Origin of the sequence: Paraburkholderia sp. USG1 (assembly GCF_031570135.1) — a bacterium.
Lineage (GTDB): Bacteria > Pseudomonadota > Gammaproteobacteria > Burkholderiales > Burkholderiaceae > Paraburkholderia > Paraburkholderia dioscoreae.
The window spans coordinates 156200-170017 of the sequence record NZ_JAMWXW010000008.1; the positions used below are offsets into that span (position 1 = coordinate 156200).

Here is a 13818-nt window from a genome sequence, read left to right on the forward strand (position 1 = left end):
TATCGGTTCGTCCAGGCTTGCAGACGAATTATTGTCGGGGCCAATCGGTCCGTTTTGCGTCCGTCTTTTTAACGAGCATTTTTATGTCACGTCATCCGCTGCTCACGCGCCGCGCGTTCATTGCAGGTGTGGGCGCCACGCTCGCCGCCGCCACGTTGCCCGTCGTCTCCACGTCCGTTTTTGCCGCCGATGCGCACGCGAGGGAATTTCGCATCGGCTACCAGAAGGCAGCCAATACGCTCGTGTTGCTGAAGTCGCACGGCACGCTCGAAAAACGGCTCGCGCCACTCGGCATCACCGTCAAATGGACCGAGTTTCCCGCGGGGCCGCAGTTGCTCGAAGGATTGAATGTCGGCGCCATCGACTTCGGCTACGTTGGGGAAGCACCGCCCGTGTTCGCGCAAGCCGCCGGCGCAAACTTCGTCTACGTCGCCTATGAAATCCCGACGCCGCATGCCGAAGGGATCCTGGTGCATCAGGACGCACCGATCAAAACGCTGGCCGATCTGAAGGGCAAGAAAATCGCCTTCAACAAAGGCTCGGATGTTCACTGGTTTCTGGTCGCAGCCCTGCAGAAGAGCGGCGTGAAGTACAGCGAGATTCAGCCTGTCTACCTGGCGCCCGCCGATGCCCGCGCGGCCTTCGAGCGCGGCGCGATCGATGCGTGGGCGATCTGGGATCCTTTCCTCGAAGCGGCGAAGCGGCAGTCGAATGCGCGCTTGCTCGCGGATGGCGAAGGCATCGTGAGCCATCATCAGTTCTTCCTCAGTGCCCGGTCGTTCGCTCAACAGAACGCCGATGTGCTCGCGATCACGATGGACGAAGTCGGCAAAGAAGGAGCGTGGGTGCGGGGGCATTACAGCGAAGCGGCCGCACAGCTCGCGCCCATTCAAGGGCTCGACGCAGGCGTGATCGAAGCGGGCTTGCGACACTATGCGCACATCTACAAACCCGTCGATGCGAGTGTGCTCGCGGAACAACAGCATATCGCCGACACGTTCGCCGAATTGCACATTATCCCTACGCGGATCGTGACTAAAGATGCGGCGTTGCCTGCGAGCAAGGTCTAGTCCGCTGGCCTGACATACAGTCTCTATTTGCTCGCGCTGTGTCGCCATTCAAGCGCAATCAGGCGCATTCAGTCGAATAGCGCGGCGACTTTTTCGGGGGGGCGGCCGATCACGGCCCGCCCGTTTCGCACGACGATTGGCCGTTGCAGAAGGATGGGATGTTTCGCCAATGCTTCGTATAACTGAGTGTCAGTCAGCGTGGCATCGGAGAGCTGGAGTTCTTTGTACTCGGCTTCCGTGTCGCGGATCATTTCGCGGACTGCGCAGCCTAGCTGCGCGTTGAGTTGCTTGAGCTGATCGACCGTGAGTGGATGCTTGAGGTATTCGATGATTTCCGTTGCTTCGTTTGCGCTGTTGTAGGTGTCGGCGATTAGTTCGCATGCGGCGCGTGATTTTGAGCAACGGGGGTTGTGGTAGATCGTGATCATGGTTTCGGGTGATGGTGAATGGGGTTGCGGACTGCGCATGCGCAACGGGAGGTTGGGTGGTTTATGTGAGGATTTTACCGGTTGGGAGGTGCGCCGCCGCGGCAGCTCTATATGTTTGTGGACGCAAGGGTTTGTGGAGATACCTAGTCCGAAGGGGCCCGGACACTTTGGCGGCGCTGCGCGAGGGATTGGATGATAGGTTAAGAATGTGGTTTGCCGTTTTTGAATATTTCCCAATTTATTGCGTGTATTTGAAATGACACTCGGTGTGGCGGGTGGATGAGGCATCTAGGCCATACAGAGACCACACGGGTTGCCCATGCGAGAAAGCTGTCTCGCAACCTCGCACTAAATAGAGCGCCATTCCGTGCGAGGTTTTTTCGGCGGCCCATGTCGCAGCGTGGACCGGGCGTCGTTGACTACTGAACGAGGAATCCTATTTGTGGCGGAAAGGGTTTGCGCTTTATGCGCATAAAGCGTGGAGGCTAGCGCGCCCGCCGCCTCCTCCGAGCCGCCGCCGTTCGCGGATTTCGCGCTATGCGAGACGCCTTCATAAAGGACGGACCGATACTCTCGGCTCTCGACCAGCTTGCCGATGCGTCAAGGGGTGGCCCCCCAACCTCCCTTAGCTAAGTAACGGCCACCGCGGATCCTCCCGGTGGCGACTTTATGCGCATAGGACCAACACCAGCAAGTCCACCGCGTCCTCCGCATTAGGGCATGTCGCCAGACTCGGGGGAGCGCGCGCTGATAAAGACAATCACGCGGGCGCAGGCCCCAACTCGTCCGATTCAGCACAGCGCGGGCAAAACCGCCCGAACCTTCCAAACAACACTCGATGGACTATCAGCCTAGGGCCGCTTGCCGTCTACAGACGCCGCATCGACCAGACCGGGCATCGAAGTATCAGAAGAGCGGCTCTCCCTCGACTGGCCAGCGACCACGTCGCTGCGCCCGAGCGTTTATGCGCATAAACCTATCCCGAATGGCTAATCATTCTCGCGTTTACACAAAAACGATTGAAATACAAAATCATCCAGGTAAAATCCATCTGCGTCTAAAAAGAGGAGGTGAAGTTTGGCAGCAGAAATCATCGCGGTAACTCAGCAGAAGGGCGGGGTCGGGAAGAGCACCATCGCGATGCACCTCGGCGCTGCGTTTCATGAGAAAGGCAAGCGCGTCCTCGTTGTAGACGCAGATGGTCAAAACACACTGATCCATTGGGCCAGTGCGTCATCAGACGGCGATACGGGTATCCCCTTTCCGGTCGTCAATCTTTCCGAAGCCGGTAGCCAGATCCACCGCGAGATCAAGAAGTTCGTGGCCGACTATGACATCATCGTCGTCGACTGCCCGCCCTCTATCACTGAGAAAGTCTCCGGCGTGGTCCTGCTCGCTGCCAGCGTCGCCGTGATCCCGACATCGTCATCGCCTGCCGACTATTGGTCGAGTATCGGGTTGGTGAAGCTTGTCCAGCAGGCGCAGCTCATGAACGAGGATCTGCGCGCAGTCTTCCTCCTCAATAAGACCGAAGAAAAACGGATGCTGACGCGCGAACTGAAACGCGCGTTGGAAGAGCTCGGGTTCCCGTTGCTCAAGACACAGATCCCGACTCGCGAGGCCTATAAGCAGGCTATGGCGTTAGGGCAAACAGTGCTCCAGATGAATGATCGCGGCGCCAAGCTTGCCGCCATTGAAGTACGAGCGTGTGCGAATGAGATCGCCGCCTTGCTCCCGTGAAATTTATGCGCATAAAGGACCATGAATGAAACCCTCCCAATTCGCCAAAGGCTTTCAAGCACGTCCTGATTCGACCAGCAGCGAAAAGCGGACCGCTCTCGATCGCCTGAACGCAATCGACGGTATCGTCAAGAACGACCCCAGGAATAGCGAGGCGGCGGGGCGCATCATCGCGCCCGGCACGCCGTCGCAGAACGTCGCCGAAGTCGATGCCGTTGATGCAGCCAATGAATCAGCGGCCTACCGCACATGGCGGCTCGAGCACGGCTACCGGCCTGGTCAGGTCATCGAGCTGGCGCTCAAAACGATCAAGCCGAGCCCGTTCAACCCGCGGCATTTCTATCTGAAGTCGTCGATTGCCGAACTCGCGGTCAACCTGGCTAAGCAGGGGCAGCAGCAGGCAATTCACGTTATTCCTGATTACGACAACCCCGGCAGCTACTTCGTCAGCGATGGCGGACGGCGCGTGCGAGCACTGAAAGAAGCGAACAAGGAATCGGTGAAGGCCATCGTCATCGATCTGCCGATCGGTATTCAGAGCTACAAGCTTGGTTACGACCTCAACGTCCAACGTGATTCACAGACCGTCTTCGACAACGCGGTCGTATGGAGACGCTTTCTCGACGACCGGCACTTCCAGAGCCAGAAAGAACTCGCCGAACACCTCGGGCTGGACGAGTCGACCGTTGCAGTCGCCTTGTCAATTTCCAAATTGCCCGAGGTCGTCATGCATGAGATGGTCGCGAGACCCGATCGCTTCGGCTCCAACATGGCCTATCAGGTCGGTCGTTACCACACTGCCCGCGGCGCCGATGCGACGCTGCGTCTGATCAACAAGATCCTCTCGGACGATCTGAGCACCCGGCAGGTTGCTGACATCGTTAAGGGAAGGGCAAGCGGCCAGGAAAGCGCCAAACCGGCGGGACGGCAACGCTACGCGCAGCGTCTGGAAATCAAACTCGACGGGGTGTCGGTAGGCGATCTTAAGTCGTACGGAGACGATCGAATCGAACTGCGTCTGAAGGGCCTCACGCGTGAAAAGCGCGACGACATCCTTCGACAGATTGAAAAGATGCTGAAGTAAGAAGGGCTTGTCCAGAGGTGGGCAGCGCTGCGGTCAACCGCGGCGCCCCATCCGATCATTACGCCGCGCGCGACTGGCTCAGCGTGAAGGCAAGCAGGTCACCGTCGGTTGGCTCACCCCAGGTCTTGCGAGCCAGCCAATCGAAGAATGCCGTTTCAACGATCTTCGAATCCAGCCCACGACGACGCCAGTCGTCGCGCATGTGCGTGCCGAGTCCGGGCAGTTCATCTTCTTCAAATGACTGCCGCGCGATCTCCCGCTCGGACTCACCCTGCTCGTCGTACAGCTCGCGCGCTTCCTTGCGGCGATATGCCGAGTACTCGCCAAGCAGCCGGGCCTTGAGATCGTCCGCCGGCGCAGCCATCGCAGCCTTGCCGCCACCGCTCGACGGCAGTGCTTCGACAGGCGGCGCATAACCCTTCTTCAAGGCGTCCTTGAACAGCGCTGGCGCGCTGCGCACCGGCGGCAACGACGTGCTGCGCATGCGTTGTTCAGTCATCTGAAGCGCGGCGCGAATGCGATTTTCTTCGCTATCGGCGTACAGCGTTTGTGCTTCTTTCAGCGGAATGCCGATCTTCACCATCCGGTCGACCAGCGTGCTGTCGAACACGTTTGGATGTTCGTCGAGTGCAAGCATAGGCTGCTTGCGCTCGGTCACGCGGAACTGGATCTCGGCCACGCGGCGTCCTTCCCGGTGCTCGATCAGTTCGACGAAGATGTTGGTGACCGCGTTGACCTCGGCGATGGCCGGGCGCAGGTAATCACGCTTGAAGTACTTGTACTCGCGCTTCGCCTCATCGCCCGCTTCCGTGTCTGGCGTGCCGGAAAGGATAGGGCGCCACCATTCCCACGTTTCCCGCATCGTCAGATGGCTCGGGTTGGTCAGGTAGCGCACGCAAATCTCGTAAAGCGCGAGACCCGCGCTACTGCGAAGTTGGCTTTGGAACTGGAGACTCAGACGCGCGTACTGAACCGGGTCGAGCAGCTTCTTCTTGATCTTGGGCGCAAACGAGAATTCCACCCAGACGCGGCGGGTGGTGGGATCTTCGAGAATTTCGGCGTCGGCGATCAGCGTGGAAATGCCCCATTTCCGACCTGGTTTCTGACTGGACGTCCCGGTGCTCCATTCCACCTGCACTGAAACCATGCGCCGCAAGTGCTCCTTGACGAGCGCGGTATCGTTGGAATCAAACGCGGAGTTCGCGACGATGTCGGACAGCAAGGCCCGATACGTGTCACCGGATTCGTCCGCTTGCTGGGCGACGGCGAGGAGCACGTTGAACAGCTTGCGGGTAAGGAGCGTGATTTTGCCGCTTTTCGGCTGAATCGCGATCGCCTCGACGGCTTTGCGCAATTCGGCCGAGCTCGGGCTGACTACATCGGTCTTCTTCGCGCGCTTCGTGGCCATGCGTCTGGTCGAGGAGGGATTTGGCGAGAGCATACCGGCTGCGGTGATACGCGTCTATAGCGCACATCTCACCGTTCGCGGTGAAGTGAGTTTACGAGCAGCAACTCACCTCCAGCAACTCCCGAAAACCCTCACCTCAGCCGTTTCGCCCTAGGTTCGGCCGGTCCTTGCAGGTCGCGGGCCTGGCAAATTCGAACCATTTCCGCTGCGCGGACCAACGCACGTGGTCCGATCCCGAATCTTCTCACCTCAAAAAATTTTCATGGATTTTTGACGAGGTGCGCACGCAGACCTGAAGCATTCGCGAGCCGGCCAAGTCGTGAAGAAGGTTCGGGCAATCACGGTCCCGTAGCAGAGGCGCGTGGCAGTACAAATGTGGAGGCCGACGAGTGTGCTGTCGAATGCGCATCGCCGAAGCCAGCCACACTTCAAATGCGTGCCCGGCGCAGCCAAACGGCCGCGACCACAGCCACAAGCCTCCACAGCGTTCATCGGACCGGCCCGTATGCCACCCACGCGCGTTCATGCCATATAGCCCCTCAGGCCAGTTCTCCACAGGCGTCGCAAGCTTTCCAATAATGCGCCGAGCCAGGATCGCCAGTACTGGCCTTTCACGCGAGCCGCCAGCTGTAACTCGTGCAAACGGCTATGGACAAAACTTGAGGGGGGTGCCCGACCCGCGGTTTGCGCGCCTCTTCCCTATGCCCCCGAAAAAGCTCACCTTAACGTTGCCGGAGAGCTCGGAATGACGCGGCCTCCCGACCTGTTGAGCCCAGAAAGCAGCGAAAAACTATCCCGAAAAACCTCACCATTGACCACTCCAGGAGCTCTCGCTCATCCTGAAAGAGCGCCCCCGAAAACCCTCACCTTTGCGAATCACCGAGCCAATACTCAACAATTTCAATGACTTACACTTCAAGCTATGGCAACACCGTCTACGAGCGCTCCCGTAAAATCTCACCTTAGAGCTAATTTAGGTGGATTCCAGCATGACTGATCGCGGCCGCCACGGCCCCGAAAATCCTCACCGTTCAAATTCCCCGACTGTTAGCCGAAAACGCCCTCAACAACGTCTACAGGGCTTTTCAGCGATGTGGAAGCCATTTTCCCTCCTGTATTTCCTCACCTTATGGATCGGTCGGCACAGAAACGACTCCTGAAAAGTCTCACCTTTGTGGCGAACGACGCATATTTCACAGACGGCTCACCGCACAAAACCCTACCTCCCGAATTTCCTCACCTTCGTCATACAGAGGATCGACGGCCTCACAGCGTCGATGCTTCGCATCGCGCCGAAACACCTCCTCACTCCCGAAAACCCTCACCTCAGATATGTGGACGCACAGAAATGAGGCAAAAACGCCCCTCGTGCCCCGTAAACCCTCACCTCCGGTTCGCGTTTTCTCCCGACTTGACTCACCAATGGGGTTAACCGGCTCAAAATAAGGTCCAAATTGGCCACGGCAGAGCATCCCGAAGGCACTCACCTTAGCCTTGGCCAGACTGCAAACCGACTTTTGAGCGCTGCCGGGTAATCTGTGGCGTTCAGCTCCCGCAAAATCTCACCTTTGGTCATACTGCACTTTTAGGGTCCCTCCTGAACCCCCTCACGTTCTGTCCCGCACCGGCTCACCGAGTCCCCCGAACCTCATCACCCGACATTCCCGCAAGACCTCACCACATCTCCCGCAAAGCCTCACCTTGTCGGGCTGAAACCCCTGCCAGATAAGGCTTTGCCGTGGCGTTAACGTTTTTAACATGGGTTCAAAGGTGTTTACTTTTATTACTCTCTAGACTTTCCCCGTGCGTCCTTCGGACAAAGCCTCCTCGAACCATGTTGGCATAACGACACGGTCGTGAAACAGTATGCAATCGCTGTAAAACCTTTAAAAGCTCTTTCTTTACAAGACCTTATTAGCTATTCTTCGTTTTGTTTCACGGAAAAATCCGGCCGGTACGAATCCATCGACCCAACCACGCACCCAAGTAACGCCTTTTTGCTAATCCACGTTCCTTAACGACAAATACGTAGCAAAAAATACGTAAATTGTTATGATCTATCCAATTCGAGCGACGTCGAGGGACATATGAATCTGGATCAGGAACGGCAAGCCATTCGGAATGAGCTTGAAACGCTTCGAGCTAACGGGGCTCGGCGGCAAGATCTTTCGCTCCACGCATGCAAGCGACTTTTTTTTGATCTAGGCATCCGGCCATCTATGGCCACCGTTCGCGATCTCACGCAAACCGGCAGTGCGAGCGACATCCCCAAAGACATCGATCACTTCTGGGAACGCATCCGGGATGTGTCGCGCATGAAAGTTGGTGCCGGCGCTATCCCAAAGGCACTTGAAGAGCGTGCCGGCGAACTGCTCGGCGCACTTTTTGAAGAGGCCGTCACACACGCACGTGCGACGCTCGATGACGAGCGCGAGGAAATGCATACGCAGATCGCCGCCGCCGACCAGCGCGCCCGAGATGCGGAAATTCGCCAGCAAGCATCGGAAGACGCGATCAAGCGCAGCGAACTGCGAGCGGAGGCGGGCTGGGAACGCGTTCGCGCGCTGGAAGCAGAATTGTCGAGCGCGACCACGCACGGTAATACTCACCAGGAAGGGCTGCAGGCAACAGTGCGCCGTCTCGATCAGGAAAACGAGGCGCTTCGGCAACGCCTTGACACCGAATTTGCGACCAATGCGACGTTACGGGACCGGATCGACGCGTTGCACGTCGAATTGCGCCAAAGCACCGAGCACTATGCGCAACAGATTAAAGACGCAATTGCCGAAGCCGAGCGCCGCGTCAAACCGATGTTGGTCGAACTCGATTCTTTGCGCAGCATGGCGGCGACCTATCAGTCCGGCCTACGCGACGCAAGCCGCAAAGAGTTTGAGTTTATTCAGCAAATCGCCGCGGCCAAGGCGCGCGGCGACCGGCTCGACGCCCAACTGCGCGAGCAATCCGACGAAGTGGATGCGTTGACGAAAGAAGTCGCCGTCCTGCGCAGCCAGCAGGGCGTCGATCCTGCAATTGCCACCCTGCTCTGTTCGCTGGTCGAAGCCGGCCGGCTGACAGAACACGAATTGAAGGCGATCAGCACCGCCGTGGATGGCCACGTGGCCTTGCCGCTACGGTGCCCAAAATGTGAGGAAGGTGAGCCGGAACTCTCGCAAGTGGATCACCGCTTCGAGCTGCAATGTCCGGAGTGCGATCACTCGTCAGGTCTCGGTGAGTCAAGGCTGGAGGCGGTTAGCCGGTTTCAGTCGAGCAGTTCGGTTGCGGCATCGGCATGAGGTTTGGCGCGTTGCGATAACGGACAAAGTGGCAAAGGTGAGGAAATTCGGGACCAGAAAGGTGAGGAAATTCAGGACTCGCTGGCTCCCCTTTTCCTCGTCGAACGCCCGTCGCGCCTAGGCGCGGGCAATGGCGGAATAGCCGGATCCGGCACGTCCGCGGCAGGGGAATCCTGCTGATCCGTCCAGTTTTGCCACGCGCGATACAAACGGTTGGCCGACACCGCCTGCACAAATCCCAGCCATTGCCCGACCAGTTCCGCCTCGACCCCGCTCTCGAACAGATCCGCGGCAAACGTGTTGCGCAATGTTTGCGGACTGGCTCGCGACGTCCGCGACGCGGCGATTCCCGCTCCGCCGATCAATGCATCGACGGCGCGCAGCATGGTGGCTTTATGCATCGGGCGTCCGGAGGGGGATGCGGGGAAAACCAGATTCCCGGCTAATTCCGCAAGCTGTCTCTCGGCGAGCCAGGCGTCCAGAATGGCTGCGGCGAACGGCGCAAGACGGGTACGCCGTGTGAGCATCGGATTAGCCGCCTCGATCGTCACCCAGGGTGAGCCGGCATTCACGCAACTAACCGAAAGCGCGGCGGCTTCACCGGTTTTCAATCCACCGCCTAAAAACACCGCAATCAACGCACGGTCGCGCCGCTCCCGCCAACGCTGAGCCGCTGACAGATCCGCTAACGGCGAAAACAGATGCGCGGTCAGCGCAGTTCGTTCGGCATGACTGAGAAAGCCGGTCGGCTCGTTATCACGCGCGTTGCGCCAGGCTGCCTCGCCGTCCTGAGCAATGAAACGCGCTGGATTGGTCGAAGCAGATTCGATTTCGCGCACGTGATCGAGCACTCGCTCGATTAGCCGTAAATACCGCATGCGCTGGGTTTTCCGGACATCGAGCCCGGCAACGAATTCGGCGATCGTGCGAGCGTCGACCGTGACCAGACTCTTCTGGCGCATGCCCAACCAGTCGAGAAAGAGCCCCCACTGTGCCTGGTAGACTTCAGCGGAAGAACGCCGGAAATGCTGTTTCGCAAGCCATGCGTCGAAAGCGATTTGTGGGTCGCGACGCCAGTCCTCACGCTGTTGATCGAAGAGGTCCGTGGATGGCGCCGGGCGCGGGACCGGGTCGGTCAGATTAGGGGGTGACATGGACTCACAGTTCCGTTAGTTGCACCTATTGTAGGTGGCAACCGCTCGAAACGCAGCCTTCAGTCACCCCACGCGCGTGCGCGTTTGAGAGGAGCATTCTGCGACGAAGGGGGGACAGCACGGCGTGCCGCCTCTTCATAGGCGCTGACCGCAAACGCGAAAACCGCCGGCAACGCCGTGGAGGTGCCGAAGTCCACGGCCTCGTCCGTTTCCGGATACGGCAGATCGGACGGCCGTTGAAAGAGTCCCAGCATCAGCGCGTCGTGCCGGCTGGCGAAGCCGAGATCTGCAAGCGCCTCGGCTTCGACGGCGTGCAGCAAACGCCATGTGAGCGGCACTTCCTGCACGATATAGCGCGCAGCGATATTGCGCACGATGCGTTCGAGATCACGCGCCGCGGTTTGATAGCGCAGCGCGGCCAGAGCGTGGTCGGTCGAGTCGGTTATCAGGTCGTTCATGATCGGCTCCAGTCGATACCCTGTACTGTACAAATATACAGTATTCGGCGCAACCTCGTCCGAAGCGCCGATTCCGCCAACCGCTAGCCACGGTGCGCCGAAATGTCAGCCATGAATCACCACTAGTAGCGCTTTCGCCTCGCCCTTGCCGGCGTTGCGGATCGCGTGCGGCTCGTCAGCGACATAACGCGCGGTGTCCGCCGCCTTGAGCCGTTTTGTCGTGCCGGCTGCCTCGATTTCGATCGATCCGTGCAACACGGTCAGATGCTCGCGCGTGCCGGGTTCGTGGGCGTTCGACGCCAACACTCCGCCCGGCTGCAGCGTCAATTCATACCACTCGAACTTGCCGGCCAGTTCGATCGGCCCCCACACACGTAACTGATACCTGGCGTCGTGCCCGCTCAAAGTGGGAATCTCGTGCGGACCGGAGACGGCGATCGCTTCCGGCGTCTTCTGTGGCGCGAACAGCGAATCGAGACTGACACCGAGCGCATTAGTCAGACGCCAGGCGACCGCAATGGTTGGATTGGCCTTGTCGCGTTCGATTTCCGAGAGCATCGATTTGGACACACCGGCCGCGCGCGACAGGTCGTCGAGCGTCATGCGCCGTTCCGCGCGCAAGCGCTGAATCTGCTCGCCGACGCGCGGCGGCGCCGCAACTGCCGGCACCGATGTTGCGCCCGAAGTAGGTGCCGCGTTGGCCGCGGCGCGGCGGATACCCGAACTTGCCATTTCCTGACCCATCGTTTAGAGTTGTTCGACATACCGGATTTTAGTTCGGAAAAACGAAAATATCCGATAAAACTGACAGCCGACTATAACAGGCCGCCTCGTGGTCGCACATGCCGAACACGCTGACACGGGCGCTTTCACCCCTTTCAGGAGTCTGGTTCATGCGTGACCTATACCTCGCCCATTTGCGCGACACCCTCGAGCAGATTCGCGCTGACGGCTTTTACAAGAACGAGCGCGTGATCGCCAGCCCGCAATCGGCTGACATTCGTCTCGCCGATGGCTCGGCCGTGCTGAACTTCTGTGCGAACAACTATCTGGGACTCGCCGACGACGCACGCCTGATCGACGCGGCAAAGCAGGGTCTGGATAGCGACGGCTTCGGCATGGCGTCGGTGCGCTTCATTTGCGGCACGCAAACGGTACATAAGAAGCTGGAAAAAGCGCTCGCCGCGTTTCTGCAAACCGACGATTGCATTCTCTACTCCAGCTGTTTCGACGCAAACGGCGGGCTGTTCGAAACCTTGCTCGACGAGAATGACGCGATCATCAGCGACGAACTGAACCACGCGAGCATCATCGACGGGGTGCGGCTTTCCAAGGCGAAGCGCTTTCGCTACAAGAATAACGATCTCGCCGATCTCGAAGCCAGACTGATCGAAGCGCAAGCCGCCGGCGCACGCTTCAAACTGATCGCCACCGACGGCGTGTTCTCCATGGACGGCATCATCGCCGACCTCGCCGGCATCTGCGATCTGGCCGACCGTTACGGTGCGCTCGTGATGGTCGACGACTCGCATGCGGTGGGTTTTGTCGGCGAACACGGACGCGGCACGCCGGAACATTGCGGCGTGCTGTCGCGCGTCGACATCATCACCGGCACGCTGGGTAAGGCACTCGGTGGCGCATCGGGCGGCTACGTGGCCGCGCGCAAGGAAATCGTGGAGTTGCTCCGGCAACGCTCACGTCCCTATCTGTTTTCGAACACGCTGACGCCGAGTATTGCCGCCGCCTCGCTGAAGGTGCTTGAACTGCTGGCCAGCGAGGAAGGCGCGCAACTGCGCGCACGCGTGCGCGAAAACGGCGCTCACTTCCGCAGCAAGATGAGCGCGCTCGGCTTCACGCTAGTGCCCGGCGAGCATCCGATCATTCCGGTCATGCTCGGCGACGCGCAACTCGCATCGAAAATGGCCGATGCGCTCCTGAAGGAAGGCGTCTACGTGATCGGCTTCTCGTTCCCGGTGGTGCCGAAAGGCCGCGCGCGCATTCGCACGCAGATGAGCGCCGCGCATACGCCCGAGCAGATCGACCGCGCGGTGGATGCTTTCGCGCGCGTCGGCCGCGAACTTGGCGTCATCTGATACGGAGGCGCACATGAAAGCATTGGCAAAACTCGAACGCGCTCCGGGCCTCACGCTTACGGACGTCAAGAAACCCGAAGTCGGTCACAACGACGTGATGATCCGCATCACGCGTACCGCGATTTGCGGCACGGACATTCACATCTGGAAGTGGGACGACTGGGCGCAGAAAACGATTCCTGTGCCGATGCATGTCGGCCACGAATACGTGGGTGAAATCGTTGAAATGGGCCAGGAAGTGCGCGGCTTTGCGATCGGCGACCGTGTGTCCGGCGAAGGACATATCACGTGCGGCTTCTGTCGCAATTGTCGCGCGGGCCGCAGGCATTTGTGCCGCAATACGGTGGGCGTCGGCGTGAATCGGGAAGGCGCGTTCGCCGAGTATCTGGTGATTCCGGCCTTCAACGCATTCAAGATTCCGCCCGAGATTTCCGACGACCTCGCCGCTATTTTCGATCCGTTCGGCAACGCCACGCATACTGCGCTGTCGTTCAATCTGGTCGGCGAAGACGTGTTGATTACCGGCGCCGGACCCATCGGCATCATGGCGGTGGCGATCGCGAAACACGTCGGCGCGCGCAACGTGGTGATTACCGACGTCAACGACTATCGCCTCGACCTCGCGCGCAAGATGGGCGCCACGCGTGCGGTCAACGTCTCGCGCGAATCGTTGCGCGACGTGATGGCGGACCTGCACATGACGGAAGGTTTCGACGTCGGGCTGGAAATGTCCGGTGTGCCGAGCGCGTTCACCGGCATGCTCGACGCGATGAACCACGGCGGCAAGATCGCGCTGCTCGGCATTCCGCCCGCGCAGACCGCGATCGACTGGACTCAGGTGATCTTCAAAGGCCTCGAAATCAAGGGCATTTATGGGCGCGAGATGTTCGAGACCTGGTACAAGATGGTGGCGATGCTGCAAAGCGGGCTGGACCTGTCGCCGATCCTCACGCACCATTTCAAGGTCGACGACTATCGGGAAGCGTTCGCCACGATGCTCTCAGGCGAGAGCGGCAAAGTGATTCTCGACTGGACCGCCGCGTGAGTTAGCACGCTAGTATCCGCATTACCGCGTGTAGCAATGCCCGCG

At 59.4% G+C, this 13818-nt stretch carries 11 protein-coding genes; 6 read left to right on the top strand and 5 right to left on the bottom strand.

All coding sequences use genetic code 11. The features are described from left to right. The first annotated feature begins 83 nt into the window (after nucleotides 1-83). A complete protein-coding gene (locus NE850_RS13270) occupies nucleotides 84-1070 on the top strand; it encodes a sulfonate ABC transporter substrate-binding protein (protein ID WP_007178642.1) in 987 nt (328 codons plus the stop codon). 68 nt (nucleotides 1071-1138) lie between these two features. On the opposite strand, the gene arsC is transcribed toward NE850_RS13270, so the two are convergent. Further along, nucleotides 1139-1498 (bottom strand): arsenate reductase (glutaredoxin), encoded by a 360-nt coding sequence (gene arsC / locus NE850_RS13275; RefSeq protein WP_007178643.1) that lies wholly within the window; start codon nucleotides 1496-1498, stop codon nucleotides 1139-1141. Nucleotides 1499-2575: 1077 nt separating this feature from the next. Here arsC and parA point away from each other — a divergent pair. Further along, complete coding sequence (gene parA, locus NE850_RS13280; RefSeq protein ID WP_007178644.1) at nucleotides 2576-3238, top strand: ParA family partition ATPase; 663 nt, start codon at nucleotides 2576-2578, stop codon at nucleotides 3236-3238. 25 nt (nucleotides 3239-3263) lie between these two features. Next, nucleotides 3264-4322, top strand: coding sequence for a ParB/RepB/Spo0J family partition protein (locus NE850_RS13285; RefSeq protein WP_007178645.1), 1059 nt, complete (start codon nucleotides 3264-3266; stop codon nucleotides 4320-4322). A 58-nt stretch (nucleotides 4323-4380) separates the two neighbouring features. On the opposite strand, the gene NE850_RS13290 is transcribed toward NE850_RS13285, so the two are convergent. Continuing rightward, the gene (locus NE850_RS13290) at nucleotides 4381-5730 is read right to left on the bottom strand and encodes a replication initiation protein (RefSeq protein ID WP_007178646.1); all 1350 of its coding nucleotides are present in this window, start codon (nucleotides 5728-5730) and stop codon (nucleotides 4381-4383) included. Nucleotides 5731-7817: 2087 nt separating this feature from the next. Here NE850_RS13290 and NE850_RS13295 point away from each other — a divergent pair. Then, nucleotides 7818-9023 carry a DNA-binding protein gene (locus NE850_RS13295; protein WP_310698846.1) on the top strand — a complete coding sequence of 402 codons (1206 nt, stop codon included), beginning with the start codon at nucleotides 7818-7820 and terminating at the stop codon, nucleotides 9021-9023. Nucleotides 9024-9094: 71 nt separating this feature from the next. Here the strand turns inward: NE850_RS13295 and NE850_RS13300 are convergent, their stop codons facing one another. The 3 genes from NE850_RS13300 to NE850_RS13310 form a co-directional block, all read right to left on the bottom strand. Beyond that, nucleotides 9095-10177, bottom strand: a complete 1083-nt coding sequence (locus NE850_RS13300; protein ID WP_007178648.1) for a tyrosine-type recombinase/integrase — start codon at nucleotides 10175-10177, stop codon at nucleotides 9095-9097. Between the two features lie 59 nt (nucleotides 10178-10236). Beyond that, nucleotides 10237-10635, bottom strand: coding sequence for a DUF2471 domain-containing protein (locus tag NE850_RS13305; protein WP_165187531.1), 399 nt, complete (start codon nucleotides 10633-10635; stop codon nucleotides 10237-10239). Between the two features lie 105 nt (nucleotides 10636-10740). Further along, a complete protein-coding gene (locus NE850_RS13310; RefSeq protein ID WP_007178650.1) occupies nucleotides 10741-11379 on the bottom strand; it encodes a helix-turn-helix domain-containing protein in 639 nt (212 codons plus the stop codon). A gap of 149 nt (nucleotides 11380-11528) precedes the next feature. Here NE850_RS13310 and NE850_RS13315 point away from each other — a divergent pair, with 149 nt between their 5' ends. Continuing rightward, a complete protein-coding gene (locus NE850_RS13315; protein WP_007178651.1) occupies nucleotides 11529-12728 on the top strand; it encodes a glycine C-acetyltransferase in 1200 nt (399 codons plus the stop codon). A gap of 13 nt (nucleotides 12729-12741) precedes the next feature. Continuing rightward, nucleotides 12742-13773 (top strand): L-threonine 3-dehydrogenase, encoded by a 1032-nt coding sequence (gene tdh / locus NE850_RS13320; protein WP_007178652.1) that lies wholly within the window; start codon nucleotides 12742-12744, stop codon nucleotides 13771-13773. Nucleotides 13774-13818 lie beyond the last annotated feature (45 nt).

What these genes read in the sequence shown, in the direction of transcription:
- NE850_RS13270 (WP_007178642.1), top strand. Translation starts at nt 84, where the DNA reads ATGTCACGTCATCCGCTGCTCACGCGCCGCGCGTTCATTGCAGGTGTG.
- arsC (WP_007178643.1), bottom strand. Translation starts at nt 1,498, where the DNA reads ATGATCACGATCTACCACAACCCCCGTTGCTCAAAATCACGCGCCGCA.
- NE850_RS13285 (WP_007178645.1), top strand. Translation starts at nt 3,264, where the DNA reads ATGAAACCCTCCCAATTCGCCAAAGGCTTTCAAGCACGTCCTGATTCG.
- NE850_RS13290 (WP_007178646.1), bottom strand. Translation starts at nt 5,730, where the DNA reads ATGGCCACGAAGCGCGCGAAGAAGACCGATGTAGTCAGCCCGAGCTCG.
- NE850_RS13295 (WP_310698846.1), top strand. Translation starts at nt 7,818, where the DNA reads ATGAATCTGGATCAGGAACGGCAAGCCATTCGGAATGAGCTTGAAACG.
- NE850_RS13300 (WP_007178648.1), bottom strand. Translation starts at nt 10,177, where the DNA reads ATGTCACCCCCTAATCTGACCGACCCGGTCCCGCGCCCGGCGCCATCC.
- NE850_RS13305 (WP_165187531.1), bottom strand. Translation starts at nt 10,635, where the DNA reads ATGAACGACCTGATAACCGACTCGACCGACCACGCTCTGGCCGCGCTG.
- NE850_RS13310 (WP_007178650.1), bottom strand. Translation starts at nt 11,379, where the DNA reads ATGGGTCAGGAAATGGCAAGTTCGGGTATCCGCCGCGCCGCGGCCAAC.
- NE850_RS13315 (WP_007178651.1), top strand. Translation starts at nt 11,529, where the DNA reads ATGCGTGACCTATACCTCGCCCATTTGCGCGACACCCTCGAGCAGATT.
- tdh (WP_007178652.1), top strand. Translation starts at nt 12,742, where the DNA reads ATGAAAGCATTGGCAAAACTCGAACGCGCTCCGGGCCTCACGCTTACG.